This is a genomic window from Nonomuraea sp. NPDC005650 (assembly GCF_040605375.1).
In the GTDB taxonomy this organism is placed as follows: domain Bacteria; phylum Actinomycetota; class Actinomycetes; order Streptosporangiales; family Streptosporangiaceae; genus Nonomuraea.
The window spans coordinates 26,677-53,565 of sequence record NZ_JBEXCR010000038.1; the positions used below are offsets into that span (position 1 = coordinate 26,677).

Annotated in this window: 23 protein-coding genes; 18 read left to right on the plus strand and 5 right to left on the minus strand. The window is 70.0% G+C overall.

The window, feature by feature from the left end; genetic code table 11:
* Positions 1–20: 20 nt before the first annotated feature.
* Positions 21–5,279, plus strand: coding sequence for a hypothetical protein (locus ABZS69_RS47760; protein WP_355385565.1), 5,259 nt, complete (start codon positions 21–23; stop codon positions 5,277–5,279).
* 11 nt (positions 5,280–5,290) lie between these two features.
* Here ABZS69_RS47760 and ABZS69_RS47765 read toward each other — a convergent pair whose 3' ends face one another.
* The gene (locus tag ABZS69_RS47765; protein ID WP_355385568.1) at positions 5,291–6,082 is read right to left on the minus strand and encodes a sulfotransferase; all 792 of its coding nucleotides are present in this window, start codon (positions 6,080–6,082) and stop codon (positions 5,291–5,293) included.
* 17 nt (positions 6,083–6,099) lie between these two features.
* Here ABZS69_RS47765 and ABZS69_RS47770 point away from each other — a divergent pair, with 17 nt between their 5' ends.
* The 7 genes from ABZS69_RS47770 to ABZS69_RS47800 all read left to right on the plus strand — a co-directional run bounded on the left by ABZS69_RS47770 (position 6,100) and on the right by ABZS69_RS47800 (position 16,351).
* A complete protein-coding gene (locus tag ABZS69_RS47770) occupies positions 6,100–6,882 on the plus strand; it encodes a fibronectin type III domain-containing protein (protein WP_355385571.1) in 783 nt (260 codons plus the stop codon).
* A gap of 45 nt (positions 6,883–6,927) precedes the next feature.
* Positions 6,928–9,174: a fibronectin type III domain-containing protein gene (locus ABZS69_RS47775; protein WP_355385574.1), complete on the plus strand. Its 2,247-nt coding sequence runs from the start codon at positions 6,928–6,930 to the stop codon at positions 9,172–9,174.
* A gap of 70 nt (positions 9,175–9,244) precedes the next feature.
* Entirely contained in the window at positions 9,245–12,217 is a 2,973-nt protein-coding gene (locus tag ABZS69_RS47780; protein ID WP_355385577.1) for a fibronectin type III domain-containing protein, read from the plus strand.
* A gap of 80 nt (positions 12,218–12,297) precedes the next feature.
* The gene (locus ABZS69_RS47785) at positions 12,298–14,853 is read left to right on the plus strand and encodes a fibronectin type III domain-containing protein (RefSeq protein ID WP_355385581.1); all 2,556 of its coding nucleotides are present in this window, start codon (positions 12,298–12,300) and stop codon (positions 14,851–14,853) included.
* Entirely contained in the window at positions 14,853–15,275 is a 423-nt protein-coding gene (locus ABZS69_RS47790; protein WP_355385584.1) for a hypothetical protein, read from the plus strand. The genes ABZS69_RS47785 and ABZS69_RS47790 overlap by 1 nt, the downstream gene beginning before the upstream one ends.
* 81 nt (positions 15,276–15,356) lie before the next feature.
* Entirely contained in the window at positions 15,357–15,716 is a 360-nt protein-coding gene (locus ABZS69_RS47795) for a hypothetical protein (protein WP_355385587.1), read from the plus strand.
* Between the two features lie 74 nt (positions 15,717–15,790).
* Positions 15,791–16,351 carry a hypothetical protein gene (locus tag ABZS69_RS47800; protein WP_355385590.1) on the plus strand — a complete coding sequence of 187 codons (561 nt, stop codon included), beginning with the start codon at positions 15,791–15,793 and terminating at the stop codon, positions 16,349–16,351.
* Between the two features lie 215 nt (positions 16,352–16,566).
* On the opposite strand, the gene ABZS69_RS47805 is transcribed toward ABZS69_RS47800, so the two are convergent.
* On the minus strand, positions 16,567–17,097 hold the full coding sequence (locus ABZS69_RS47805; RefSeq protein ID WP_355385593.1) for a hypothetical protein: 531 nt from the start codon (positions 17,095–17,097) through the stop codon (positions 16,567–16,569).
* A 378-nt stretch (positions 17,098–17,475) separates the two neighbouring features.
* Here ABZS69_RS47805 and ABZS69_RS47810 point away from each other — a divergent pair, with 378 nt between their 5' ends.
* From ABZS69_RS47810 to ABZS69_RS47840, 7 genes are all read left to right on the plus strand, one after another.
* On the plus strand, positions 17,476–18,588 hold the full coding sequence (locus ABZS69_RS47810; RefSeq protein WP_355385596.1) for an AAA family ATPase: 1,113 nt from the start codon (positions 17,476–17,478) through the stop codon (positions 18,586–18,588).
* On the plus strand, positions 18,585–19,202 hold the full coding sequence (locus ABZS69_RS47815; RefSeq protein ID WP_355385599.1) for a hypothetical protein: 618 nt from the start codon (positions 18,585–18,587) through the stop codon (positions 19,200–19,202). Before ABZS69_RS47810 ends, ABZS69_RS47815 begins: the two co-directional genes overlap by 4 nt.
* Positions 19,199–19,561 carry a WhiB family transcriptional regulator gene (locus ABZS69_RS47820; RefSeq protein ID WP_355385602.1) on the plus strand — a complete coding sequence of 121 codons (363 nt, stop codon included), beginning with the start codon at positions 19,199–19,201 and terminating at the stop codon, positions 19,559–19,561. Before ABZS69_RS47815 ends, ABZS69_RS47820 begins: the two co-directional genes overlap by 4 nt.
* A 406-nt stretch (positions 19,562–19,967) precedes the next feature.
* A complete protein-coding gene (locus ABZS69_RS47825; protein WP_355385605.1) occupies positions 19,968–20,924 on the plus strand; it encodes a helix-turn-helix domain-containing protein in 957 nt (318 codons plus the stop codon).
* Positions 20,921–21,853, plus strand: a complete 933-nt coding sequence (locus ABZS69_RS47830; RefSeq protein WP_355385608.1) for an ATP-binding protein — start codon at positions 20,921–20,923, stop codon at positions 21,851–21,853. The genes ABZS69_RS47825 and ABZS69_RS47830 overlap by 4 nt, the downstream gene beginning before the upstream one ends.
* Positions 21,854–22,396: 543 nt before the next feature.
* Positions 22,397–23,539, plus strand: coding sequence for a hypothetical protein (locus ABZS69_RS47835; RefSeq protein WP_355385611.1), 1,143 nt, complete (start codon positions 22,397–22,399; stop codon positions 23,537–23,539).
* A gap of 64 nt (positions 23,540–23,603) precedes the next feature.
* Complete coding sequence (locus ABZS69_RS47840) at positions 23,604–23,840, plus strand: hypothetical protein (protein WP_355385614.1); 237 nt, start codon at positions 23,604–23,606, stop codon at positions 23,838–23,840.
* On the opposite strand, the gene ABZS69_RS47845 is transcribed toward ABZS69_RS47840, so the two are convergent.
* The 3 genes from ABZS69_RS47845 to ABZS69_RS47855 all read right to left on the minus strand — a co-directional run bounded on the left by ABZS69_RS47845 (position 23,837) and on the right by ABZS69_RS47855 (position 25,770).
* Entirely contained in the window at positions 23,837–24,247 is a 411-nt protein-coding gene (locus tag ABZS69_RS47845; protein ID WP_355385617.1) for a hypothetical protein, read from the minus strand. The genes ABZS69_RS47840 and ABZS69_RS47845 overlap by 4 nt on opposite strands.
* Positions 24,244–24,423 carry a hypothetical protein gene (locus ABZS69_RS47850; protein WP_355385620.1) on the minus strand — a complete coding sequence of 60 codons (180 nt, stop codon included), beginning with the start codon at positions 24,421–24,423 and terminating at the stop codon, positions 24,244–24,246. The genes ABZS69_RS47845 and ABZS69_RS47850 overlap by 4 nt, the downstream gene beginning before the upstream one ends.
* A 687-nt stretch (positions 24,424–25,110) precedes the next feature.
* Entirely contained in the window at positions 25,111–25,770 is a 660-nt protein-coding gene (locus tag ABZS69_RS47855) for a GntR family transcriptional regulator (protein WP_355385623.1), read from the minus strand.
* Between the two features lie 181 nt (positions 25,771–25,951).
* Here ABZS69_RS47855 and ABZS69_RS47860 point away from each other — a divergent pair, with 181 nt between their 5' ends.
* The 3 genes from ABZS69_RS47860 to ABZS69_RS47870 are packed head-to-tail and all read left to right on the plus strand — an operon-like array spanning position 25,952 to position 26,853.
* Complete coding sequence (locus tag ABZS69_RS47860) at positions 25,952–26,158, plus strand: hypothetical protein (RefSeq protein WP_355385626.1); 207 nt, start codon at positions 25,952–25,954, stop codon at positions 26,156–26,158.
* Positions 26,151–26,585: a hypothetical protein gene (locus ABZS69_RS47865; RefSeq protein ID WP_355385629.1), complete on the plus strand. Its 435-nt coding sequence runs from the start codon at positions 26,151–26,153 to the stop codon at positions 26,583–26,585. The genes ABZS69_RS47860 and ABZS69_RS47865 overlap by 8 nt, the downstream gene beginning before the upstream one ends.
* Positions 26,586–26,601: 16 nt before the next feature.
* Positions 26,602–26,853: a hypothetical protein gene (locus ABZS69_RS47870; RefSeq protein WP_355385632.1), complete on the plus strand. Its 252-nt coding sequence runs from the start codon at positions 26,602–26,604 to the stop codon at positions 26,851–26,853.
* The last annotated feature ends 36 nt before the right edge of the window (positions 26,854–26,889 follow it).

A 26,889-nucleotide genomic window follows, 5' to 3' on the forward strand; every position in this document is an offset into this window, starting at 1 on the left:
CCCGCCGGGGGTGCAGGCGTATGGCCGAAGAGGCGGTTGACGGCGGGCAGATCGAACTCGAGGTCGTCGCCGATGTACCAGCGACGTTCGAGCGGAAGCTGAAGCGGGAGGTTGAGCGGCGAGTCGCCGCCATCAAGGCGCGCATCCAGGCTGAGGTGGACGCCCGCCGGTTGGCGACCGAGACGCGCGCGGCCGCGCAGGCCGCGGAGCGGGCGGCCACGATCAAGGTCAGGGTTGACCGGTCGACGCTGTCGCGGGAGCTGAAGGAAGCTCTCGCGAGCGTGTCCGGACAGTCGACCACGGTCAAGGTCACGCCGGAGGTTGACGCCGCGCAGATGCGGCAGGAGGTCGCCAGGGCGGCCAAGGCGTCGCCGGCCACCGTGGACGTGAAAGCGAACACGCTGCCCGCCAGGAACGCGCTGGGCCAGTTTGTCGCGGGCGGCGGCAAAAGCGGCGGCGGCGGCGGGGGGCGTGGCTGGCTGATCAACCTCGCCGTCAAGGTCGACGACAAGTTCCTGCAGCCGGTCGAGGCGAAGCTTCGGCAGCTCGCCACCACGGTGGGCCTGCTGACGTTGAAGTACGGCGCGTTGGCGGTGGCGGCCGGCGTCGCCGGGTCGGGGCTGCTCGGCATGGCCGCGTCCGCGTCGCAGGCGGTCGGTGTGCTGGCGCTGCTGCCCGGCATCGCCGGCGCCGCGGTGCAGGGGCTGGCGGCCCTGTTCGTGGGCATGTCCGGGGTGGGGACGGCGCTGGGTGCGCTGTCGCAGGCGGACAAGGCGTCGGCCGGTTCGGCGGCGTCGGCGGCCGCCGCTCGCGAGGCGGCGGCCGAGCGGATCAAGCAGGCTGAGCGGGCCATCCGCGACGCGGCGCACGCCCGGATGCTGGCCGATGAGCGAGTGCAGGACGCCCGGGACGGCGTGGTGGAGGCGGCCAAGGCCGTCCAGGCGGCGGAGGAACGCGTCCGTGAGGCGGTCGCCCGGGTCGCGGAGGCGCGGGCGCGAGTCGCTGAGGCGGCCGAGGCTGCAGCGGAGCGTCAGGCTCAGGCCGCCCGGCAGGTCGAGATGGCCGAGCGGCGGGTGGCGGAGACGCAGCGCGCCACGAAGCGGGCGCAGGACGATCTGAACGAGGCGCGCAAGCAGGCCAAGGAACGCCTGGAGGATCTTGCGCTCGCGGTGTCGGGCGGGGCACTGGACGAGGAGTCGGCGCAGCTCGCAATCGAGCGGGCCAAGGAACGGCTCGAAGCGGTCACGAAGGACCCGTTCGCCAAGGACCTCGACAAACGCGAGGCCGATCTCGCGTACCGGCAGGCCCTGCAGAGGTTGAAGGAGGTCCGCGAGCGCAACGGCGACCTGGCCGAAGAGTCCGCCGACGCCAACGCCCGCGGAGTCGAGGGATCCAAGGAAGTCGAGGCTGCCAAGGAGCGGGTCTCCGACGCCATCCAGGCGGAGAAGGACGCCGAATACGACCTCGCCGAAGCCCGTAAGGACGCGGCGAAGGCGGCCGTTGACGGGGCGAAGGCCATCGCTGAAGCGCAGAAGGGTGTCGCGGATGCGCTGAAGGGCGTCAAGGACGCGCAGGAGGACGTCAAACGCGCCCAGAAGGATCAGATCAGAGCGGCTCGCGATCTTCGTGAGGCGTTGTGGGATCAGATGCTCTCAGTCGAGCGGCTCAAGGACGCGCAGAAGGAGCTGGCCAAGGCCAAGCGCGACGCAGCCAAGGCCGGGCAGACCGGCGGCGGTGGGATCGATCCGGCCGCGCAGGCGCTCGCGAACCTGTCGCCCGAGATGCGCAAGTTTGTGCTCTACCTGCACAACACGGTACGGCCGGCGCTGAAGGACATCCGTGTCGCGACCCAGGAGGCGCTCGCGCCTGGGCTGCGTGACGGGGTCGAGGCGGCGATGCCGCTGCTGGGCACGCTCAAGCAAGGGCTGTCATCCACAGGCGACGTCATCGGCGACCTGGCCCGCGACTTCGGCGAGCTGATCGGCAGCAAAGCATTCTCCGGCTACGTCAGCCGGATCATGGGCCGCAACAACCAGGCCATCGCGCTGTTCGGCCGGGCCGGGATCTCCGCGTTCTCTGGGATCACGCGGGTCGTCGACGTGTCCATGCCGTACGTCGTCAAGTTCGCCGACCGGGTCGCCGGCCTGGCGGACCGGTTCGACAAGTGGAGCAAGCGGGCCAGCAGCGACGGCAGCCTCGACCAGTTCTTCCAGAACGCCTGGGCGGCGGCTGATCGGCTGTGGCGAGTCCTCTCCAACGTCGGCGAAGCGATCTTCAAGGTGTCCAAGCTGGCGCTGCCGTCCGGGGCGACGCTGCTGGAAGACCTCGCCCAAGGAGCCGAGGACCTGAACAAGTGGCTGGACAAGCCCGAGGTCCAGGCCCGGTTCAAAAAGTTCTTCGACGAGCTGGTGCCGCTGATGCGTACGGCGGGCAGCTTGATCGGCGCCGTGGTGCGGTTCCTGGGCAAGCTCGTTGAGGCGATCGTCGTGGACGGCACCCTGACCGACTTCCTGGGGTGGCTGCGCAACGTCGTCAACTGGATGTCGGACCTGCTGGACAACCCCGTGGTCGGGGAAGTCGCCAAATGGCTGGCCATCTTCGCGCTCGCCGCCACGGCGATCGGGCTGATCACGCAGAAGATCAGCGGGTTGATCAGCGGGCTGAAGCTGCTCGGGAAGGCGGCCAAGGGGCTGTCCAAGCTGGCCGGCCTGTCCAAGCTGTTCGGCGGAGGCAAGGACGGCAAGGACGGCGGCCCTGCCGCCAACGTCGACACGGTCAACATCGACGCGGACAAGGTCAACCTCGACGACGACGGCCGCAGCGGCAGGCAGGGCAAGACCAGCGCACGGAACGTGCCCAACCCGCCGGAGACGAAGGGCGGCAAGCGAACCAAGAAGACCGGCGGCAGGGGGCTCGGCAGCGGTCTCGCCAACTTCATCGGCGACGCCAGTATCGAGCTCTTGAGCAACATCGACTGGGGCAAGGAATTCAAGGCGTCCGGGGCCGGCAGCAAGATCGGCTCCGTGCTCGGGAAGGTCGGCAAGGGCGGCATCATCGGCACGATCGCCGCTCTTCTGGCCGATCCGATCGGCGATGCGATCGCGGGCGGCAACAACAAGGGCTTGGAGAGCGCGCTCGGCCAGGCGCTCAAGGAGGGCACCGCCGGGGCGAGCATCGGGGCGCTCGTCGGCAGCGTCGTGCCCGTAATCGGCACCGCGCTGGGGGGCGCGATCGGAGCCGCCCTGGGCGGGATCAAGGGCGGCATCGCCGGATTTTTCGGCGAGAGAATCACCGGGGCCGGGGTGAAGAACGCGTTCTCGCTGGACGGGATCGCCTACGCGCTCAAGCAGGCGCAGAAGCTGTTCGGCGGCGCCGGAGCCTCCATCACGGAGCAGTGGGCGAACCTGTGGCGCGGCCTGGACAAGGGCACCGAGAGCGGCTCGGCCGGGCTGTCGTCACGGTTGGGCGGCTTCCTCGACGTGGCGGGCGGCAAGTTCGTGTCGCTGGCGAAGGACGCGCCGAAGAACGTGCAGGCCATGTGGGCGTCCATCAAGAAGGATCTTGACGCGGGGATCTCCCCAAGCCAGGAGAAGATCGACGCGTTCATTCGGGCCGGGGGTGGCGCGTTCCTCAAGCTGTCGAAGGACGCGCCTGCGGACCTGCGAGAGGGGTGGCGACAGGTCAACCTTGGTTTGGACACCTTCACCGGGGTCGCGGCCAACAAGTTGAGCGGGTTTGTGAACAGCGCGTCAGGCAAATTCTTGCAGCTCAAGAAGGACGCACCGTCGCATGTCCAGTCCATGTGGTCGGACATCCAGGCCAAGATCGCAGCCGGGAAACCGATCTCGCAGAAGGAGATCGACGACTTCATCGCGCGCGGCGGCGCCTCCTTCCTCAAGCTGAGGAAGGACACCCCGCAGGCCATCCGGGACGCGCTCTCCGACATCAACCGCGATCTCGGCACCGGCCTCGCGCAGGCGAGCCTGAAGCTGGGCCAGTTCGTCACAGATGGGAACGGCAAGTTCCTGCGGATCCGCACGGACGCCCCCAAGAACATCCGCTCGATGTGGGCGGACATCCAACGCGACATCGACGCCGGAAAGCAGCCCAGCCAGGCCAAGATCGACGCGTTCATCAAGGCCGGCGGCGGCTCCTTCCTCAAGTTGTCCAAGGACGCCCCAGCGACCACGAAGAAGACGTGGTCAGACATCGCCGCCGGGGTCGACCCCGGGCTGGCGCCCGCCAAGAAGAAGGTCTCCGAGGCGACGTCCGCCATGGAGAAGGCCTTCGGCACCGCGAAGTCCGGCATCGCGAAGATCTGGGGTGCTCTGCCGGACTCGCTGCGCACGCCGCTGGCGTGGATCGTCAACACCGCGTACGGCAAGATCGAGCAGGTGTGGAACTCGATCGCCCGCGCGGTCAATTTCCCCGAACTGCCGAAGCTGCGCTTCGCCGCGGGCGGCGTGGTGCCCGCCGGGGCGTACGGGGTGCAGCCCGGCTACAGCCCAGGCCGGGACACGATGCTGGCCGCGGTGTCGCCCGGGGAGGCGTGGCTGAGGCCGGAGCTGGCGCGGGCGCTGGGCCCCGGGTTCATCGACGGCGCCAACCGGGCGGCCCGCGTCGGTGGCGTCCCGGGCGCGGCCCGGTTCCTGTCCGGCGGGCTCGCCTTCGCCAGCGGCGGCCGCGTGCCCGGCGGCGGGTCCGGGTCGACGGCGAAGGGCAGCGCCGGCGGGAAGAAGAAGGAGCAGACGCCGCTGGAGAAGATCCTCGCCACGGTGTCGGCGTCGGTGCGGAGCATGTTCTCGAAGGGACTCGGCGCCGGAGCCAGGAAGGTGCTCACTCCGGTGAAGAACGCGATCACGTCAGCGATCGGCACCAAGACGCAGGTGCAGCAGCTCATGGGCAAGCTCCCCGCGTCGCTGATCGACAAGGTGATCGCGCGGTTCGACAAGAAGGACCAGGAGTTGAACCGGGACCGGGGTGGCGTCCTGCCGCCGGGCCGCTCCCGCGTCCTGAACGCCACCGGGAAAGACGAGTGGGTGTTGACGCCCGGCGCGGTGGCGGCGCTCGGCGGGCCGCGCGCGGTGCAGGCGCTGAACGAGGGCGGCGTGTCCGGCTTGTACCGGGCGGGGCGCAGCTCGGCGCGGGCCGTGCAGGTGTCACCTCGCCGTAGCGACGGCGGCGGGGATCGGATCGTGAACGTGTACCCGCAGCCGGGGCAAAGCGAATTCGCGATCGGGCGGGCCGCGGGGCGGCGGCTCGGCTCCGAGGTGTCCTAATCCGCCTGGGGCTACGTGTAGTCCCAGGCGGCGACGATGCCGGCGAGCGGCTCCGGCAGCTCGGCGGCCGGGGTGGGGCGGGCTGGCTGGATGCGGCCGGTGTGGATCTTGTCGAGCCAGTCGCCGACGCCGCGCACGAACGGGCCGGTCACGTGGTGGCCGTAGTGAAGCATGCCCGGCTCGTACGCGACGCCGAGCCGCTCGCACACGCCGGCCATGACGGTGGCGGGGTCGGCGACGAGCTGCTCGTAGCGGACGGTGGTGCCGGGCAGCTCCTGACGGGCTTCGTCGACGGCGCGCGTGAACTGGCCGAGCAGGTGGGTGCTGGGCTCGGCGGGCAGGCCGGTGGCTTCGCGCCAGGAGGCGAGGATCGCGGCGGGGTGGCGTAGCAGGAACACGAATCGTGCGTCCGGCCAGCACGCGGCCAGCCGCGGCCAGACCAGCGTGTCGGTGGGGCTTTTGAGGACGAGGGTGGGTTTGCCGGATCGGGTGAGCTCCAGGTGCAGCAGCCGGTCCCACAGCAGATGCTGCAGCGCCTCCTGGTCGTGGCCGAGGAGGGTCATGGCGGCGGCGGCGGGCCCGAGGGGCACGGTCACGGTGATCTGGCTGAGCAGGGGTTCGTGGGGGGCGTGCATCCGGGTGTGGCTGCCCAGGATCGCTCTCAGGAGGGTGGAGCCGGAGCGGGGCGGCGACAGCACGATCACGGGGCTTTGGAGCAGCCGATCAGGGCTGTCCGGTGCCGCCGGGCCGTTAGCGATGTTCCCGCGTACCATCCCGGACTCGCCAGAGGTGTGATCTTTCACGGGGCGGGAGAGTAGCAGTGGCGCTCCAGACCATCACGAGCCCGGCGCTGAAGACGGGCGCGGCCGCGTCCATCACCACGGACGCGTTCAACGCCCCTGCCCAGTCTCTGCTGGTGGCCGCGTGGAGCGGGTCAGCCAGCTCTCCGGCGATCGCCGGCGGCAGCCTGACGTGGACGTCGCGTGCCGCGCACTCCTCTGGGCATGCGCGGATCTGGACCGCGCCCTGCCCGACAGCAAAGACCGGGATGACGGTGGCTCTGTCAGTTGCCGGCTTCGCCTATGGCGGGTTGAAGGCGTGGGTGGTGACCGGTGCGGTGCTGGCTGCTCCGGTCGGCGCGTCCAACACCGGCGCCTCCTCAACCGACCCCACGACGATCAGCGGGTACTCGTCCACCGCGTCCGGCAGTCTCGGGTTTTGCGCCGCCTACGAGAACAACATCGCTGGGAATCCCGGCGTGTTGCCCACCAGCAGCGACGTGGCCGAGGGCTTCTCGATGAAGGACGTCTACGGCACAGCGGGGTCCGGGCTGGCGATCCGGAAGGCCGCGCCGGTCGGCGCGGCCGGGCAGTCGGTGACGTTCAACGCCGACGCGCCCGCGGGGATTCAGACACCGTCGTGGGAGTGGGCGGCCCTGGAGATCCTCGCCGCTGACGCGGGCCCGCCCACCGTGCCCGGCAACCTGCGGGTGACCGAAGTGACCGGCACCACCCTCACGGTCGCCTGGGACCCATCGACTGACGACATCGGCGTGACCGGCTACGGCGTGTACCTCGACGGCGCCAAGGTGGCCGGTCCCTGACGTGCGCGGCCCACGCAGACAAGGCACAAGAGGGGCTCGGGGAGCATGACGAACAGGATCGCGGCAACCTACGACGGCGGCAGCGCGACCGGCAACGGCGAACACACGATCACCTTCACCCCGGCCACGCCGGGCGCCCGGCTGATCCTCGTGGTCACATCGTGGCTGTCGATGTCCGCACCTGCCGGTTGGACCGAAGACCATCACGCCTTGGGGTTCAACCACGTCTACGTCTACTCCAAGATCTCTACTGGGGCGGAGACGTCGGTCGCGCTGACCATGACCGACGCCCGGTTGCACGCTGTCCTACACGAGCGGGACGACTGCCCGGCCAAGCTGTTCACCACGCAGGCCAGCACCACCACATCGTCGATGTCCGGGCCGGCGGTGACGGTCCCGGCCTCCGCCAGCGGCCGCGTGTTCGGGGCGGTGAACAACCCGAACGGCAGCGCATCCGACGCGACGTGGAACAACGGGCTCGTCAGGCACTTCTACGTGGACGCCTCCTCGTCCAACTCCGCGTTCGCGCATGGCCCCATGCCCGCTGCGGGCTCACGCGTCTTCACCCTCAGCAACCTGGTCGTCAGCACCAACCAGGCGTCGATGGCCGTGGTCGGGTACGGCTCAACAGACGGCCAGGCGCCCACCACACCGGGGAACCTGCGCACCACCAGCATCACCGGTACGGCCATCAGCGTGGAGTGGGACCCGTCCACCGACAACCAGGCGGTGGCCGGGTACGGCCTGTACCGCAACGGCGTCAAGCAGGGAGCCGACCAGACCGCCACCTCCTACACATTCGCGGGGCTGGTCGCCGGGCAGAGCTATGTGCTGGCGGTGGACGCGGCCGACGCCGCCGGCAACCGCTCCCCCAAGGCGCAACTGACCGTGGTGGCCGAGGTGGACGTCACCCCGCCCACGACGCCCGGCAACCTTCGCCTGGTGACGGCGACGCTCACCTCTCTGCAGGTGGCATGGGACGCCTCCACCGACAACGTCGGCGTCGCCGGGTACGGCGTCTGGTTGGACGGAGTACCGCAGGGCCCCGATCAGGCCGAGCTGGGCTACATGGTGACCCGGCTTGCTCGCGGCCACGCCTACACCATCGCCGTGGACGCAGCCGACGCTGCCGGGAACCGGTCAGTCAAGGCGTCCTTGACGGCGTCCACGCTGGCCGGAGCGGACCCTTCGGCGCCGCCCGGGTTGACCGCTACGGCCGGCCGAGAGCAGATCACCGTGGCGTGGGGGCCATCCGACCCGGGTGGGCTTCCGATCGCCCGCTACGAGGTCCTCCTTGACGGGAGCGTGCTGACGTCGACGACGGCGCTCGGGTATGTGATCGAGGACCTCGAGGCCGGGTCCACGTACGAGGTCGCGGTGCGGGCGGTCGACACCGGATCGGCGCGCGGTCCCGCCTCGACCACCAGCGTCACGGTGTTGTCGGCGGATTGGATGGCGCTGGCCAGCCCGACCTTCGAGCTCGGCGGCTGGGTCGGCAACGCCCGCGACAGCTCTGGGGTGGAGTGGGTCGTCGAGGATGAGGAGGGCTGGTCGGCGGGCGCGCAGACGATCGCGCTGTCGGCGGACTCCGACAGCGACGACGGCGGTTTCTCCGGTCCGGGCCGGTACAGCGGCAGGATCGTCATTCTGTCGGGGGTGGCGATCGCTCCGAGCAGGGTGGCGATGCTGGCCGCGCAGGAGCGGCTGACGCAGGCGCTCTCCCCGCAGGAGGTCGCCGTCTTGCGGGTGGTCGAGGCGCACATGACGCGGCAGGCGCGGGTGCGGCTTGAGAGCGGCGTTGAGGTGACCGACCGGGGTTCGCGGGCTTTCGCGTGGGCTTTGACGGTGAAGGCGCCGGATCCACGCCGCTATGCGGTGCGGCCTATGTACGCCGAGGTCGAATTCGCGCCAGGCCAGACCACCGGCTCCACCACGATCACGCTGGCCGGCGACTACCCGACCATCCCGGCCAAGATGCGGCTGATCGGACCGGTCGCCAACCCGGTGATCCGACTGGAGCAGCTCGGGCTGGAGATCCGGGCCCGGCCCGGCACGGTGCTCCCGGATTCGCGGTACGAGCTGACGATCGACCTGGCGTCGCGGGTGGTGTGGTCGATCGTGCCGCCGGAGGTGTGGCCGGAGCCCCGGCCAGGCCGGCGACTGCTGGGCTTGTTCCCTGCACGATTCGCTCTGGGACCGGGCCCGAACACCATCACCTTGTCGGGCGGGGTGGTCGCGGGCCAGGCCAGCGGGCCGCGGCTGGTAATCGAGACGAGCGACGCGTGGCAGTGACGGGACGGTAGCCGCCCGACTCGGCAAGATGCCCGCTTGCTAGGGGCTGGTCGGGGATGCGGGGGGCACGGTGGCGAATCGGGTCGCGGCGACCTACAGCGGCGGCAACATCGTCGGGAGCGCGCATCGGGTGACCTTCACCGCGCCCACGCCAGGGGCGCGGCTGATCGTGGTCATCAGCAGCTTCACCTCCATCACCAACGCGGCGACCGGCGGGGTCGCGTGGACGCAGGATGCGAGCTTCCTGGCGTACAACTACGTCGCCGTCTACAGCCGGATCGCGACAGGGGCGGAGACGTCCGTCGACATCACCGCCTCGACCGACGCCAAGACCCACGCCGTGGTGTATGAGCGGGACGACTGCCCGACCCGGCTGTTCACGGCCATGGGGCAGGCCACGAACGCCAACACTGTGTCGGCGAGCGGGACGGTCCCCGCGGGCGCGGCGGGCCGCGTCTTCCTGGTGGTCAACTCGCCCACGGGCAATGCGCTGACTGGCCTGTCCTACAACCAGGGGATGGCCGCCAACCACACGGCCACGGCCGCCTCGTCCAGTTCGGCCTTCGCTTCCGGCGCCATGCCAGCCGCCGGCTCGCGCACCTGGACCGTGTCGAACCTGCCGGTGCACGCGACCAACGCCACCCCGCTCGCAGTGGTCGGCTACGGCACGACCGACGCGACGCCGCCCACCGCGCCACCCAACGTGCGTGTCACCTCCACCTCGCCCACCGACATGAACCTTGCCTGGGACGCCGCCACCGACAACGTGGCCGTGACCGGATACGGCATCTACGTCGGCGGGGTCAAGCGCAGCGGCGACGTCACCACCCTGACCGGGCAGGTGACCGGGCTGACGCCCAACACCTCGTACACGCTCGCCGTCGACGCCGTCGACGCCAGCGGCAACCGATCCCCGCAGACGGCGATCTCGCAGACCACGCCAGCCCAACCTGCCAGCGGCGGGATGCGCAAGTTCTTCGGGCTCACGGCCGGCCAGGCGTACACGGTCGCGGTGGACGCCGTCGACGCGGCCGCCAACCGGTCCGCGAAGGCGCAGCTGGTGGTGACGACGGACGGCACCCCGCCCACCGTGCCCGGCAACCTGCACGCGACCGCGGCCGCGGGGACGCAGATCTCGGTGGCGTGGGACGCGTCCACGGACGCGCTGACGGGGGTCGCCGGGTACGGGGTGTACCTGGACGGCGCCCAGGTGGTGGCCGCGCACCCGGGCCTGGGGTGGACGTTCTCCGGGCTGACGGCCGGCCAGACATACACGATCGCGGTGGACGCGGTCGACGGGGCCGGTAACCGGTCCGCGAAGGCGGCCAGCATCCAAGTGCAGGCGGAGGTCGATTCCACGCCGCCGACCGTGCCGGGCAACCCGCGCGTCACCGGCGGCGGCCCATACGGCTTCACCGTGGTGTGGGACGCCTCCACCGACCCGGGCGGGCTGACCGGGTACGGCATCTACCTCAACGGCGTCAAGCAGGGCGGCGACCAGGCTGGCCTGTCGTACGTGTTCTCTGGTTTGTCAGCGGCCACCACCTACCAGGTGGCCGTGGACGCGGTAGATGTCTCCGGCAACCGGTCCAGCCAGGCGCAGCTCACCCACATGACTCCGCCGGATGTGCCGCCTGGCACGCCGCCGAACCTGCGCGCCACCGCCGTCTCCTACACCTCGTTCACGGTGGAGTGGGACGCGGCCGCCGACGACGTGGCCGTCACGGGGTACGACGTGACGATCGACGGCACAACGGCAGCGACCGGGACCACGGTGCGGCAGGTGTCCCGATCCGAGCTGGCGGACGACACCGACCACGTGGTGCGGGTGTGGGCGGTCGACCAGCTCGGCCAGCGCTCCCCCACCCCGGCACAGTTGACGGTGCGCACGCTCAACGACGTCGACCCCACCGCGCCCGTCCTCACCGCGGCGGCCGGGGAGGATTCGATCGAGGTGGCGTGGAACGCCAGCAGCGACGACTTCGGAGTGGTCGGGTACGAGATCCGGGTGGACGGGCAGACCGTACACACCACCCCTGGGGTGGATTACACGGTGGACGGCGTGATTACCCGCCGGCACACCATCACCGGTCTCGCCCCCGGGCGGGCGTACGGGGTGCGGGTGGCCGCGGTGGACACCATCGGGCAGCGGTCCCTCGACAACACCCAGCAGGTGGCCACGACGGCGCTGCCGTACGTGCCGATCGAGACGCCCGTGTACCGGATCTTGGGGTGGGCGGGCAACGTCCGCGACCTGTTCGGGGTGGATTGGGTCGTCACGGGAGTGCAGGGCTGGTCGTCGTCGCCGCCGGTCGCGCCAGCGTCGGCGCCGCTCGGCGGCGTGGACGGGGAGAAGGACGGCGCCGGCCGGTACGGGCAGCGCCTGATCGTGCTGGAGGGAACGGCGATCGCGCCGTCCCGGATGGCGATGCTGGCGGCCAAGCAGCGGCTGGTCGGGCTGCTGCATCCTCGCCAGCAGGCGCTGCTGCGGGTGATCGACGCGCGCATGGCCCGGCAGGTGCGGGTCAGGCTCGACAACGACCCGCCCGCCATCACTGACCGGTCCGCGAACGTGTTCACGTGGCGGATCACGGTGAAGGCATCCGATCCGCGCCGGTACGCCCTCACGCCGGTGCGGGCGACCGCGGTCATCGGGTCGCTGCCCGGGCAGGCCCAGATCACGGTCACGATGGAAGGCACCTACCGCACCATCCCCGCCCGGCTCCGCCTGTTCGGGCCGATCAAGGACTGGACGATCACCCATGAGGAGTCCGGGACGGTGATGCGCGCGAAGCCTGGCGGGTTCGTCCCGGCCGACACCGCGTACTCGTACACGATCGACCTGGGGGTGCGGCAGATGTGGGCGCACGTCCCGCCAGAGGTGTGGCCGGAGCCGCGGCCTGGCCGGTCCGCGCTGGCCGGTCGGCCGGCGTGGTGGATGCTCATCCCCGGCACCAACACCATCACCGTCGCGGGGGCCCCTGTGCCGGGTCAGCCGGGCACGCCGCGGTTGGCGTTGGAGGCGTACGACGCCTGGACCTGACCCTGTCCGGGGGACGTTAGCGGAGCAAAACGGCATGATCCGCCCCGGTTTGAGCAGACAGCAGCATCCGGGGGCGGGTCATGGGGATTGTCCGGTTCGCGACGCCGTACACCACGCAAACACCGAGGACGAGCCACTCCTACTCGTTCGGGACGGCAACGCCCGGCAACAGGATCGTGCTGTTCGTCAACAGTTACTCGTCCGTGTCCGGCGTGTCCGGCGGGTACGTCGAGCACGAGTGGGCGCGTAACACGCTCGGGCTGCGCATGCTGTCCAAGATCTCCGCTGGCGACTCCTCCGTCACCGTCTCCACGACCGACTCGACTGACCGGCTTTTCATCTGGATGTACGAGCTGGACGGCGCGCAGGAGTTTTACGGGTCGGCGTCTGGGGTGACGTCCGGCAGCGCGTTCCTGTCCGGAAGCGATCTGCCGGCCGGGTGCGTGGCGCTGCTCGGCGCGGCCGTGTACGTGCAGGGCACCGACAACACTGCCGTGTCCTGGCCTTCCGGGTTCAGCCATCGCGGATACACCTTCAGGGACTGGAACGACGGCGCGGTCAAGCGGGTGTGGGCCTCGACCTCTAGCCAGGAGTGGCTGTCCGGCAGCCTGAGCGTCAGCAAGCAGTTGGTGACCGGGTTGGCCAGCGGCGGCCAGTACGCGTGGGCCGGCGGTATCTGGGGGCCGCCGCGTGACGAGGAACCGCCTAGTGTGCCCGGCAACGTCCGGCTGACCGGGATGACTCCCACGAGCGTGACGATCGCGTGGGATGCGTCCACCGACTCCGGGACCGGTGTGGCCGGGTACGGGGTCTATCGCAACGGCGTCCAGGAGGGCGGCGACCAGAGCGGGCGGTCGAAGACGTTCACTGGGCTCACCAGCGGCGTGCCGTACGTGTTCGAGGTCGACGCCGTCGACGGCATGGGCAACCGGTCCGAGAAGTCCAGCTCGTTGACGATCACGCCGATCAATGACACCACTCCGCCGCTGCCGCCGGTCGTTCGGGTGACCGCGCTCGGCGCGGGCACGATCAGCGTGGCGTGGGATGAGCCGTACGACGAAACGACCGTCGTCGCGTACGGCATCTACCTGAACGGGCAGAAGCAAGGCGCGGACCAGACCGCCAGGACGCGGACGTTCTCAGGGCTCACGCCGGGAGGCCTCTACACGGTCGGGGTCAACGCGGTCGACCTGCTCGGCAACCGCGGCCAGATCGGCACCAAGACCGTCAAGGCCCAGGTGGACACGACGCCGCCCACGCGGCCGGGTAACGTCCGCATCGTGTCGACGTCGCAGACCGCCGTCACCCTCGCCTGGGACGCCTCGACCGACGACAACGTCGGGTTGGCCGGGTATGGGCTGTGGCTCGGGACTCGGCTCCTGGCCACCGTGCCCTCCCAGGTGTTCACGTTCGTCGGGCTCACGGCCGGGATCATGTACCCGCTCGCGGTGGACGCGGTGGACGAGCTGGGCAACCGGTCCGCCAAGCAGGTGGTGCAGGCCACCACCCTGCCGGACAACAGCGGCGCCGCGCCGCCGTTCGAGTACGTGTTCTACGACTGGATGAGTCACGAACCCATCGACAGCCTCCCCCTGCAGGGGGTGTCGTTCGAGCTGACGCTCGGCGGGAGCGGCCAGCTCGGCGCGGAGATCCCGCTGTATGACGAGAACTACTCGGTGGGGCGGGTGGAGGCGGCCACCCTGACGGAGCGAACCATCGTCGTCGTGTACCGCGGGGAGCGGCCGGTGTGGATCGGCCGGGTGATCGACCCGCAGGACTACGACAGCGAGACGGGGGTGCAGCGGATCACCGCCGAAGAGATCATGGTGATCTACAGCCGCCGGTTCGTGTCGTTCACCGGGCCCCGCGCGGCGACGTTGGCGCATACGGAGATCGATTGGCTGCTCGATCTCGCGTCGCAGCCGGCGGACAAACGCTGGATGCGCACCAGCGGGGTGGCCGGCACGATCGCGGTCGACCGCGAGTACCGCAGCGAGGACTTCACCCGGGTGCTGGACACGGCGGCCGACATCGCGGCGGCGCCGGGCGGGTTCGAGTGGTGGGGCAAACCGGACTGGGACAACGTGAACGACCGTCCGCAGGTGGAGCTGCGGCGGGTGAACCGAGACGATCCGCCCTCGAGCGATCTGGTGCTGGAGTTTCCGGGCAACGTCCGCAAGTTCCGGGTCTCGACCCGGCGCGGGCTGGCCACCGTGGTGTACGGCAAGCTGGCCATCCCCTCCGGCGGGGTGCTGCTGGGGAAGGTGGTCCACGACGACTTGCACGCGCAAGGCTGGCCCAAGACCGAGGATGCTTTCCAGTTCGAGGGACTCACGAGCCAGGCCGCGCTCAACGCCGAGACGCAGCGCGCCGCCGAGACCACCAGGGGCTCCAAGCAGGTGTTCGAGTTCGAGCTGAACATCTCACCGGACACGCGCTGGTGGGAGTGGGAGCTCGGGTCAGAGGCGCAGGTCGTCATCACCGACCACAAGTACCCGGAGCAGCCGGACGGGTCGGCCGGGCTCGACCGACCCATGAAGATCATCAGCATTCAGGTGGAGCCGGCCACGGAGGCGGGCGAGCGGGTGACGGTGACCACCGCCGAACTGTCCACGTCGGTAACCGGGGAGGCGTGATGCCGCGGATCAACAGGGGCAACCTGAACGAGGTCCACCTGGTCCAGTGGATCAAGGACCTGCGGGCGCGGGTCGAACGGCTGGAGCTGCAGATCGGGATGAGAGCGATCACGTTCTCGCCGCTGGCCGCATCGGTGTCGGGCACGGCGTTCGAGTCGGTCGCGTTCACCGTGTTCCCCCGCTCTGGCAGTTCGCTGGCGGTGGATGTGAACGTGGGCGGGGCGCTGGAGGTGCAGGCGACCGTCGACGGGGTGCCGCTCGGGCCGAGCGTCTCCTCCTCCGGCGCCGGCACGGTCACCGTGACGGGGTTCCTGCCGGAGACGTGGGCTTTCGGTGACCGCAAGCGGGTCGAGGTGCGGGCGCGCCGGCCGTCCGGGTCGGGGGCGGTGAGCGCGGTCGCGCTCGGCGGCTGGCACCGCTGACCGCTCACAACCGGACGCAACCGGGCGAACCGCCTATCGTGCGCGGCGACAAGGGGACGGCCGGATGAGCAGGGGGACAGTGTGGCCGAGGAATTTGATCTACCAGGGCTCACTGGCCAGCTCGCCAACGTGATCCGCCTCCTCGAGGTGGGATTCACCCGGACGAACGGCCGCCTGGACGTGATCGCGTTGCAGTTGCAGCAGGCCGAGCAGCGGCATGACGCGCTGGCCAAGGTCGAGAGCGAGCACCACCAGAAGGTGATGGAGATTCTGGAGGAGCACGAGCAGCAGATCCACGGGCTCCAGACCGAGGTGGCGCAGGAGCGGACCAAAGCGGAGACCACGGCTGCAGGGGCCCGCCGGTTCTCCACGTGGGTGGCCATCTGCGTGTCGGTGCTCGGCGTGGTCATCTCGAATCTGGACCGTCTGCTGCCGGGCTGACCTGCGGCAGGACGTAAGCGGGCGAACACGTCACCCTGCGGGCGGATATCCATTTCCGACCCATGGGGGGAACCATGGTTCATCGACTCGACAAGCTCGTGCCGGACGCGTGGGTACGCGCTGGCCGGTCCCTGCTCCAGAACGTGATCTCGGTCGCGATCATCGCGGGTGGCCCGGCCATCGTCACCGCCGCGCAGGGCGGCACCGCCGACATGGGCGCGCTCGGCCTGGCCGGTGGGCAGGCCGGGCTCGCCGCGGTGCTGGCCTTCCTCTACACCCGGTTCAAGCCGGCCACCGCGGGCGCGCTGGGTGAGGCGACGTTCCGGGCGGGCCGCAGCGTGTGGCAGAACATCCTGGCGGCGGCGATCGTCGCCGGCGCTCCTGCCGTCGCGGTCGTCGCCCAGGGCGGCACAGCCGATCTGAAGACGCTGGGTCTGGCGGGCGCGCAGGCCAGTCTGGCGGGTGTGGTGTCGTACGTGTACAACCTGGTGGCTCCGCGCAGGAGCGACAGCGAGCCAGGCGAGGTGGACGGCAGCGGGCCCGCCGCGGAGGGTATGGCTGACCCGGACTCAGGTGAGTCGTTCGGGGGTCCGTACGACGCCGATTCTCGGGGCGATGGTTACAGGTCCGTATAGGGCGTGTCATCATAGGGGCACAGTGAGCCCCTTGGTGGGCCGATTCTTCCTGGAATCTCGTGGACCTTGGTCCCGACTGTGGTGTGCCGGGCGCCAGCGGGTAGGGGCCGCAATCCCCGTCTGATCCGCCAGGCGCCCGCACACGCCCCAGACTCCAAAATGGCGAAGGGCCCGCACCCGTTCAGGGTGCGGGCCCTTCCCGCATCGTTGCGGAGTTAGAGGCCGGCGGTGACGGCTCGGGTTGGCGGTGGGGCGGGGTCGCGCGGGTCGGCATGGTTGTAGTACCAGTCATCGAGATGGCGGGCGGCGGCCGCGGGGTCGGTGGGGCAGAAGTCGTGTAGTTGCTCGGGGCATGACCGGTGGAAGGCTTCCCATGCGCCGCGCGGGTCGTCGGCGAGGTGCGGCCAGTCGAGGTGTGCGTAGTGGATGGCGGCGACGTCCGGGTCTGGGAGGCGTAACGCGGCGGCGAGTTCTTGCCAGGTGGCGCCGTCGAGCCGGTCGGCGGTGATCGCGCGGTCGAGTAGCTCGTTGAGGATGCGGCGGAGCTCGACGGCGGCGCGGGTGCGGCCGGCGGTGCCGCGTCGTCGTTGGACGGTGGTGGGGACGAGCATGGTGGCGGTGTCGGCCAGGAGCGCCAGGACGGCGGCGTAGGCGATGTTGCCTACTTGGGCGCCGTTCAAATCGTCGGCGCTGAGGTGGCCGTTTGGGCTCTCGGCGTCATGGTCGTGCATCTCTGGGTCTGGCATGAGGGGGAAGGCTCCTTGGCTCGCGGCGGGTGCTCGCCATGTGCGGCTCTCGCGGTCGGGTGGGTACCCGCTTCCAAGCCAAGGTTAGAGATCGCAACGCGGGTCCGTAAGGGCGAATTCAGCAAACGTTATGGGTGGTGGGCTCTCACCTGCGCTTTTGGTGGGTGGTTGCGTCGCGACCGGGTGGGGGTGGGTGTGGGTTGACCGGTCGGTGGGCTTACCACTAGGCTGGAGATAAATAGCCTGTAATATTCCAGGAAGTTACGGCGCGTGTGGCCTATGCTGCGCGGCCGTACCCCTTCCTGGGACATGGCAGGCGCATGGCTCCGGGCGAGGGATTGCGGCCCTCACCCGGGCAGATTCCAGGACGGAGCTCCCATGCATTTCGTATTCGAGGACGCCACCCCCGCGTCGGAGAAGGCCCGGATCGTGCTCGATGGCCTTTCCGGCTCAGGCAAGACCATGACCGCGCTGCGCATTGCTCGCGGGCTGGTCGGCCCGGACGGCATCATCGGCGTGATCGACACCGAGCGCGGCTCGGCGTCGAAGTACTCCCGGTTCGTTCCCTTCAAGACCGTCAAGGTGACGCACTACTCCCCCGAGGCGCTGACCGCCGCCACGGCGGCCGCCGCCGCCCAGGGCATCGACTGCCTGATCGTCGACTCCGGTTCCCTGTTCTGGTCCGGCAAGGGCGGCATGCTGGACCGGGTCTCCCAGTCCAAGAAGTCCGGCCCGTTCGGCGGCTGGGACCAGGTGCGGCCAGTCGAGCAGGAGATGCTCGAAGCGCTCCTGTCCTACCCCGGCCACCTGATCATGACGCTGCGCGTGAAGACGGAGTGGACGATCGGCGAGGACGACAAGGGCCGGCCCGCCCCCGTCAAGATCGGGCTGAAGCCGGACCAGCGCGACAACTTCGAGTCGGAGTTCGATCTCGCCGGGACGCTGGACCTGTCCCACACGATGACGATCACCAAGTCGCGGCTGCACGACGTGCCCGAGGCCGCAGTCGGCATGCAGGTGCCCCTGCCAGGCGAGGAGTTCGGTGAGTTGATCGGCAAGTGGCTGGCCGAGGGCATCCCTCAGGCGTCCATCCTCGACTACCGCACGCGGGTTCTGGCCGAGGACGTCACCACCGACGAGCTGATGGCGGTCAAGACCGAGGCCGAGCAGCGCGGCATGCACACGCTGCCGGTCGTCGACGAGTACGGCAGCATCCTCCCGCTGGTCGACCTGATCCGGGCCCGGTGGAAGGAGGCGGCCGCCTTGCAGCGCGGCCAGTCCAGTCCGCGCGTGGTGGCCGACGTGACCAAGGCCATCGGGCAGGCGCCCACCGTGGCCGCGCTCCAGCTCGTCGGCGAGAACATGATCGCCGCCATCGACGCTGGGAAGCTGCGCGACCCGGAGAAGACCAGCCTGCGCGGCGTGTACGAGGCGCGCATGGCCGAGCTGAACCAGGCCGAGATGCCGACCAGTGTGGGGGCGGACACGTGACCGCTCCCGATGAAAGCCCGGCCCCCTCCGAGGGGGCTGCGGCCCTCATCGACCGCGCCAAGATGTGCGACCTGCTCGCCCTGCTGCGCTGGCTCACATCTACCAAGGGTCCGATCAAGACCCAGGACGACCACGCCAAGGCTCAGCTCCTCGCCACCCAGCCCAACGGCCGCCCTGTGATGGGTGAGGACGCGCGAGAGCCTGCCTACGTCGGCGGCCGCCGGTTCGGAGCGATCCACATGCCGAAGCGCCGTCTGCGGATCACGATCGTCGACGACGACGCGTACGCGGCGTGGGCCAAGGAGCACTTTCCCACCGAAGTGGTGACTGTCGACCGGGTGCAGAAGTCGTTCCACGACAAGCTCAAGAAGGCCGCCGATTCCAGCGGTGCGGCGCGCAAGGACCTGAAGATGGTCCACCCCAGGACCGGGGAGATGATCGACATCCCCGGTGTGGCGGTCACGCTCGACCAGCCAGCGCCCACGTTCGAGGCGGCTGAGGACGCCACCGAAGTGCTGCGCGCGGCGTGGGAGTCCGGCGAACTGCAGGCGCTCCTTGCACAGATCCTCACCAGCACCCCCACCCCCCAGCTTGAGGAAGGACCCGACCAGTGAACGAGGTGCAGGTGATTGCCTCAGGGGCGGAGTTCCGTCGCCAGACCCATCGGGCCCGGATGGAGATCGTCTTCGCCGAGTGGCCCAAGCGGGCCGTCTGCAAGGGCGTGCCGCTGTACGTGATGTACCCGGACAACGAGGCCGACGCCGACAAGGACGGCAATCGTCCCCCGTTCAGCGAGGCCAGGGCAAGGGCTGTGTGCGATCCCTGCCCTGTCCGTACGGAGTGCCTGGACTGGGCGCTGCGTGCGAACGACACGTGGGGTGTGCACGGCGGGCTGATGCCGGACGAGCAGCGCGAGGAGCGGCGCCGCCGGATCCGGAGAAAGGCCCTCCACCGAAATGATCTTGCTGGTTAGACGTTAACTCCCCCACGTGCTTGTCTCCCCGCGCCTCATCCGAGGGGCCCGGCCGCTTCCGCCGCCACGGCAGCGACCGACCCGCCGGATAGGGCGCAGGAACCCCGGAGACGAGTACGGAGCAACCCGTGACGCTGATCATCGCCAAGGCCGGAAAACAGCCCTCCACCAGCAGCGTCACAGCTGATCATCAGGCGATAGAGTGTAAACAAATCGAACATGCTTTCGACAACGGCGACCCCTTGCGGAGCCGCCGTTGCGGCCAACGGGAGGGCGCGGGAACGCCCTGCCCCACGGCTGCCTCGCTCATCCCTTGCACTGAACATGAGGAGGCCGCAATGAGCGTAGCTAATGCTGCGCGCGGTAACGCTGCATCCCCGCTCACGGTGCCCGCTGGGGCGGCCCGGTGAGCACCAAGAACGACCAGCACGAGGCCGGCGACGAACTCGTCTACGAGGAGCCGCCCTATCGGCAGGTTCCCGACGCTGTCACCTTCCATCCCGAGCTCTCGGACGTGGACGTCCGGCTGTTCATCGCGCTCGTGTGGTTCGCCCGTTCAGGCAACGGCGCATTCCCGGGGCGCAAGGCCCTCGCGAAGAAGATCCACAAGAAGTCCATACGGACGATCGACGACGCGATCAACCGCCTCATCGCGGCCGGGTTCCTCGTGGTGGTCGCGCGCTATCACGACAACGGCGGCCGCCGATCGAGCCTGTACCGGCTCTTTGCTCAGCCGCTCCTGCCGGAGCAGCGCCAGCCCCGCCCTGCAGCCGACGCACCCAAGAACGCAGGTCAGGACCCCGAGCAGAAATCTGCGCAGGGGGACCGGGCAGAAAACTGCGCAGAGCCCCAGGCAGAAAACTGCACGAGCCCTGAGCAGAAAACTGCACATGAACAGAATGAGACGAACGGGAAGGGAGAAAAACCAGAAGGAGACCCTGTCGCTGACGCGGCATCGGTTGCCACGGCCGCTGGCGCGGAGACGTCAGCCGACGACGACGGCACGCTGTTCGGCACAGGCGAGATCACCGCCTCCAAGTCGTCGAAGACTCCCGGGAAGCGCCGTAGGGCCCCTATGACGCCCGCGCCGGACCGGATCGAGGTCACGCTCCCGATGCGCCAATGGGCGCGCGAGAACGGCATCACAGCCGATCTTGTGATGGAGACTGCTCAGTTCCTGGACCACCACCGGGCGAAGGACAACGAGTTCCGGGACTGGGTGGCGGCATGGCGCACCTGGATGCGCAACACCCTCAAGTACGCCCCCGGCGGGAGCGGCGCCCGTGGCGGCACGCCCGGCAACCACCTGCCCGTCAACTCCGACGACGAGTCCCACGAGCAGAACCGGAGGGCCTTCGGATGACCGTCACTGCCCCGAACGCTGGCGACCGCGAGGACCAGCAGCTGCTCGCCCAGGCGCGCAACCGCAACCGGGACAGCCTTGACACGCCTCCCGCTGACCTGGGCAACCCGGCCTGGCTGCAGAGCCTGCCCACCGATGTGCGCAAGAGGGCGACCGCTGGCCTGGCACGCGCGCACGACAACGTGATTCACCTGCGCGGCCAGCTCAGCACCGGCTGCACCTGCCCCCGGCCCGGCGATAAGGACTACCTGCTGCGCAACATCGGCACCTGCCCCGCCTGCGTGCAGGCGCGCGAGGAGCACCGGGCCGGAACGCTCGCCCTGCAGCGCCAGTTCCGGAAAGACGCCTGGCAGCGGTGCCTGCAAGAGGACTACGCCGACTACGTCGCCGCCGACCTGTCCGAGCTGCACCCCAACCAGGACCCGGACGGCAAGGTGTCGAACTGGCTCGACACCGGCTCCCGCACCCTGATCCTCGTCGGCGAGAACTCACGCGGGAAGACGCACACCGCGTTCGCGCTCGGCAACCACGCCGCGCACGAACGCGACCTGTGGGTGGTCGCCTGGAACGTCGCCGACTTCCACGACGCGCTCCGCCCCGGCGGCAACCCCCGCGCCTATGAGTACGCCGAGCGGTGCGATCTGCTCATCTACGACGACATGGGCGCGGAGAAGGTCAGCGAAGCGGTGCGCAAGCAGACGTACCAGCTCATCGACGCCCGGGTGCGCAACCCCCAGCGACGCAAGACCGTGATCACGACGAACCTCCCCTACGACGAGCGCGGGTTCGCCGACACCCCGGCCGAGCAGCGGCCCGTCCAGCCGAACCTGATCGACCTGTACGGCGGCCGCATCGTCCACCGGATCATGCACGACGCCACCGTGGTGCGCGTAATCGGCGAGTCGCACCGGATGCCGACACCGTGGTGACTACCGCCCGCGACGCGGCGGCGGCCCGGCAGCGACTCCGCGAGGAGATCGCCGCCGGGACCGCCGTCCCCGTCCCGTACTGGATCACCACCGCACTCGACTCCCGCAAGCTCGTCGGGCCCGAGGTCGACATCGCGCTGGGCGGCCAAGAGCCGATGGTCGACGAATGGGAAGAGGGCAAACGCCGCCCCACCCCCGCGCAGGTCGAGGCCTTGGCGAAGCTCACCAGCTACCCGGTCGAGTACTTCTACCAGCCGGCCCCGGCCGGCGGCCGCGCATGGGTGTGCCGCCGCTCCGGGCCGCGCGCTGACCGCTGCCAGTCGGTCGAGATGGGCCCTGGCCCGGCACCCGCCACCGCCGCGGCGGGACCGCCACGGCCGCCCGCGCCCCCGGCACCGCCCGCCGCCTCCCCCGCACCACGCCCACCGGCGCCGGATGGCGGTGTCTCATCCCCCGCTGCCCGCTCCGCCGCCGCCGCCAAACGACCGGCACCTTCCACCAGCACTACATGGACTTCCACCACCAGCCCCCGCAGGAGAACCCGTGACCGCCGTCGACCCCGCCACCGCCGCCGGGCACGTGACTGCCAAGGACATCGCCGCCATGCCCGCCGACACCCCCGCCGAGCGCATGGTCGAGATCATGAACGCCAGCCAGCCCAACCTCGCCGCGGTCGTCCTGGCCGACGCCGCTGGGAAAGCCCCCACAAGCGCCTCAAAGCTCCTCAGGAGCGCCGACTGGGCCGATGACTGGCTCCATACCTTGATCGCGTTGGAAGGGATGCTACGGGTCGCCACAGCCCGCGCAGAGATCCGCGGCCACCGCAGCAAGGCACGCGCCGCCTGGCAGCGGGCCCGCCAAGTCTCCAACCGCCTCATCGTGGCCCGCGCCGTCACCGACAGCGAGCGCCGCGCCGCCCGCCAGGCCGAGAACCAACCGCCCGCCCCGATCACCGTCACCCGCGCCGCCCGGTGGGCCCTCGCCGGCCTGCACGGCAAGGAAGTCACCGACATCCGCCGGCAGCTCCTGGCCGACGAAGGCCGCGCCGAGCTCGCCGACCGCACCCCCACTGGAGACGACGCGTTCTTCGCCATGGCAACGCGGCGCGGCCTGCTCACCCCGACGTACGACGACGCAGCCCGGACGCTCGACGTCGAATGGGAAGACTTCGTCGACCGGGTCGGCGTCGACGTACGCAGCAACGACGGCATCGACGGCACCCTGCGCGACCCCATCATCGTCTACCTGTGGGGGCAGGCCCTCGCCCAGATCCACCGCGAAACCTGCGCCATGCTCGGCATCGACGTCGACCCGGGCGACGAAGTCCCGATCCTGTCGCTCAACCTGGCCGCGCTCGACCTCGAGACTGCCGAGCGCAAGCTCCGCCAGCTCCGCTACCTGGCCAGCGTCCGCGCCCGCTGGATCGAGCAGCAGCATCTCCAGCGGGATCTCAAGCACCTGGCCGCGCAGCGGCACCACACGGTGCTCGCCGACGCCACCAACCGCGCCATCGACGAGCTCACCGAGGACTACCGATGTGAGTACGCGTGGCTGGTCGACCGGATGACCGAGCTGGTCGACCCCGACACCGGGTTCATGCCCGCCGATTGGCGCAGCCAGCGCAAGCAGGTCCTCGCCACCCTGACCGAGCGGCTGCAGCGCGAAAGCGTGCCCGCCGCCTCCTAACCCGTCTGGCCGGCACCCCCGCAGGTTGGGGTGTCGGCCCCGCCCCTTGAAAGGGAAACACTCTATGACCAGCATCGACGAGACCAGCCAGACGGCAGCCGCGGAGGAGGAGATTGTCGGGTACGTGGTGGTGGCCACCAGCAGCCAGCCCGAGACCGCACGGTGGATGAGCCCTGGCCGCTACGCCGATCTCGACTTGGCTGAGGGCGAGCGGGAGTACTGGGGCGCCGTCAGGCACCTGGAGGACGCCGGGCTCCGCCTGGCCAAGCTGGTCCTGCTGCCGGACCCGCCGACCAGCTAAGGAATGAGGTCGATCTCGACGTCCGGCCACAACGCCACAAGCGGCAGCGGACTGGCGGTCACGACCGGCAGGCCGCGCCGCCGGGCCGCCAGGACGACGCTCGCCGCGGTGACACCCTGCTCGGCGTAGGCCGCGTGCTGCGGCCGCAGCAGCGCGGCCACCCCGGGCGCGCTCTCCCGGCCAAGGTCGTCCACGATGGTCACGTCCATCCCCAGCAGCGCGTCCACGACCGGCGCCGCCGACTCGGGGAGCTGCGCGAGCGCCGCCGCCACGGCCGGCCCCGTGGTCACCAGCGGCACGACGTACCCGGCGTGCTCTGCCCGCGCCCAGATCGTGGCGTCGACGAACGGGGACGTCCTCCGTCCCCAGGCCACCAGGGAGCTGGAGTCGAGAACCCGTCCGATCACGCGGCGTGCGCCCGGCGCGCGACGATCTCCTCGTCGCGGGCGGCGACGACCTGGAGCATCTCGGCGGACGGCTCCCCCATGATGCGGCGCAGCGAGTCCAGCGCGGCGGCGCGCGCTTCCTCCGGATACGGCTGCTCCTGCTCGGGGGTAGGCGAGTCGGGGGTCTCGGTGGTCATACCGGCAATGTACCCGGGGAGGTGTGAGGCTAGCCAGCGGCGCGGGCTTCGGAGGCGGGCAACGACGCCCCTTTGTTCGTTATGAAATCGTGACATGAGTCTGTGGATCTTGATTTTGCCGACGCGTCCCGTCACACCGATAACGGCCTAACGATCTCCCCGGCGAACACCGGATGGGCCGATCGCCCGAGGTCACTCCAGCCGAGCACTGCACGTGTACTTAGCTGCGATTCTGGCGCTAAATGACCGTACGTTTTCCTGCGTTCACGGCCCCCAACGCCCGCCAGAGTCCTCACGCGGCGCACGACCGGGCCTCGTAGGCTTGTCCTCGTCATCGTCGACGGGATTCCTCCCCGGGATCTGTAGATCCACCCATGGGGGTCTACAGCCCCCACCCCCAACATCACCAACGGGGGCCCCAACCAGGGGAGGACTACATGCCCAATGACGACGACGGGAAGAGGAGCCAGAAATTCTGGGACTGGGCGGCGCTCGCCGTGCGCGGGGCGCTCATCGTGGTCGACTGGCTGCTCAACCGGAACGGGCCCAACCTCTAACGAGGCCAGGCCCGTGATCATCCAGTAAGCAGAACCCCGGGTGACGGCTGGCCTCCAGACCCCGGGGCTTCCTGCTGAAGTCGGCCATGTAAGCACAACTACACCCCAACACTACTCTCCCCGACCGAGCTCAGCGCAGCCGCATCCGCAGCTTGTGCCGGTCCCCCGCATACAGCGCCTCACGCACCACGCGGACCGCGCCGTCTGCGTCGACCAGCGTCGCCAGGTACTCAAGCACGGGCGTGGCCGGCGGCAGGGCGAGCGCGGCCGCTTCCTGCGGGGTCGGCATCCGCGCCACCACATCGGTCTGCCCCTCGCTCACGCCCGCGCCGGCCCGGGTCAGCAACACGTGATCAAGCTCGGGGAGCGGCTCCGGCTCTGCCAGCTCCGGCACCACGTCGGCCAGCTCGCGCGGGTAGTAGGAGGCGCGTAGCGCGCCGCCGAGCGCCCGTCGTCGTACGACCCGGGCCACGCCGGGCAGCAGATCGGCGAGGTGCGCGGGGGTGCGCATGATCTGCACCTCCACCTCCGCTCCGAACTCCCGCTCTCCACCGGCCGGGCCGACGTCGACCGGCGTCCGGTCGTAGGAGCGGACGAACACGCCGCGGCCGCGCTCGGATCGGGTCAGGCCCTCGTTCGTGAGCACCGCCAGCGCCTGGCGCACGGTGTTGGCGGAGGCTCCGTCGAACTCCTGCCGTAGCTCTGCCTCCGATGGGAGCTGGTCGCCGGGGGCGTACTGGCCGGAGTCGATGCGATCGCGTAGAGCGGCGGCGATCTCCAAATACCGCATCGACTCAACCACGCCCATCACTCCCACTCGAATCGCCGCACCGTACGCAGGCAGCGCGGACACGCCCCCTGCTGGCACAGACCTATCGGCAATGACAGTCATCGTCAACAACTTCCTCTTGCATGGCTTCTACCTATAAGTTAGCTTCTAGGTAGAAGTTGGCCAAGAGGGAGAAGTGCAAATGATCCGGATCCGCCCCCGCCGCGGCGACGAGCCCAAGCAGGCTCCTCGCCCGTCCCGGGTGTGCGTCGACGGGCAGCAGCCAGCCACAGAGCTGGCTCGCGACGGCGCGTTCGTGACCGTCGAGCTCGCGGACGGCACCACGCCGTCTGTGCTGGAGAACCGGGTCTCCCCCTGCACCTGCAACGGAGGCGGTTGCCGTGGCTGAACTGGGGGCCCTCGCCCTACTTCTCACCCTGTCGGTGATCGTTCCCGCCCGCCCCGACAAGCGGTTCCAGCAGGAGACGTTCGCATCGTTCTGGACCCGCCACGTCCCCCACCCCCGCAAGATCACCCCGCGCAAGGTCTCGCTCACCGCGCTCGCCAGCCACGGCAACACCATCTGGTGGGCGTTCCTCCTGGCCTGGCCGACCGTCCGCACCAGCGCCGTGGCGCTCTGGTGGGCGCTGCGCCTGGCCGCGTGGATCCTCGCCGGGCTCGCCCACATGGCGCTCAAGCTCACCCCCCACGTGATCAAGGCCGCCATTCTCCTGCTCGCCGCCCTATGGATCGCCGCGAAGTGGCTGGTGTGGCACATCGACCAGCTCACCGCCACCCCCGAACCGTCCAACGCCCCCCAGCTCGCCACCGCCTGAAAGGACACCCGCCGCCATGGACGTGGACATCCGCATGACCTCGCTGGGGCCCGCCCTCGACGTCGGCCCCCTGGTCCTGCCCCTGCTCGTGATCGTCGTCGTGGCGGGCGGGCTCACCCTGGTCACGATCCTCGCGCTGCGCGACACGCTCACCCTGCGCGCACAGATCCACCAGCGTCGCGCCCAGATGACCGCCGACCTCGACGACCAGCCCGACGCTGACGCGGCCCCGGCCGACAAGGCCGCCACCCAGACCAACCCCGCCTAACCACCACCCCCCGCCACCGCAGGAAGGACCAGCCCC

Excerpts from the sequence above, each read along its gene's own strand:
- ABZS69_RS47760 (WP_355385565.1), top strand. The coding sequence starts at position 21 with ATGGCCGAAGAGGCGGTTGACGGCGGGCAGATCGAACTCGAGGTCGTC.
- ABZS69_RS47775 (WP_355385574.1), top strand. The coding sequence starts at position 6,928 with ATGACGAACAGGATCGCGGCAACCTACGACGGCGGCAGCGCGACCGGC.
- ABZS69_RS47785 (WP_355385581.1), top strand. The coding sequence starts at position 12,298 with ATGGGGATTGTCCGGTTCGCGACGCCGTACACCACGCAAACACCGAGG.
- ABZS69_RS47790 (WP_355385584.1), top strand. The coding sequence starts at position 14,853 with ATGCCGCGGATCAACAGGGGCAACCTGAACGAGGTCCACCTGGTCCAG.
- ABZS69_RS47800 (WP_355385590.1), top strand. The coding sequence starts at position 15,791 with ATGGTTCATCGACTCGACAAGCTCGTGCCGGACGCGTGGGTACGCGCT.
- ABZS69_RS47805 (WP_355385593.1), bottom strand. The coding sequence starts at position 17,097 with ATGCCAGACCCAGAGATGCACGACCATGACGCCGAGAGCCCAAACGGC.
- ABZS69_RS47810 (WP_355385596.1), top strand. The coding sequence starts at position 17,476 with ATGCATTTCGTATTCGAGGACGCCACCCCCGCGTCGGAGAAGGCCCGG.
- ABZS69_RS47830 (WP_355385608.1), top strand. The coding sequence starts at position 20,921 with ATGACCGTCACTGCCCCGAACGCTGGCGACCGCGAGGACCAGCAGCTG.
- ABZS69_RS47840 (WP_355385614.1), top strand. The coding sequence starts at position 23,604 with ATGACCAGCATCGACGAGACCAGCCAGACGGCAGCCGCGGAGGAGGAG.
- ABZS69_RS47850 (WP_355385620.1), bottom strand. The coding sequence starts at position 24,423 with ATGACCACCGAGACCCCCGACTCGCCTACCCCCGAGCAGGAGCAGCCG.
- ABZS69_RS47855 (WP_355385623.1), bottom strand. The coding sequence starts at position 25,770 with ATGCGGTATTTGGAGATCGCCGCCGCTCTACGCGATCGCATCGACTCC.
- ABZS69_RS47860 (WP_355385626.1), top strand. The coding sequence starts at position 25,952 with ATGATCCGGATCCGCCCCCGCCGCGGCGACGAGCCCAAGCAGGCTCCT.
- ABZS69_RS47870 (WP_355385632.1), top strand. The coding sequence starts at position 26,602 with ATGGACGTGGACATCCGCATGACCTCGCTGGGGCCCGCCCTCGACGTC.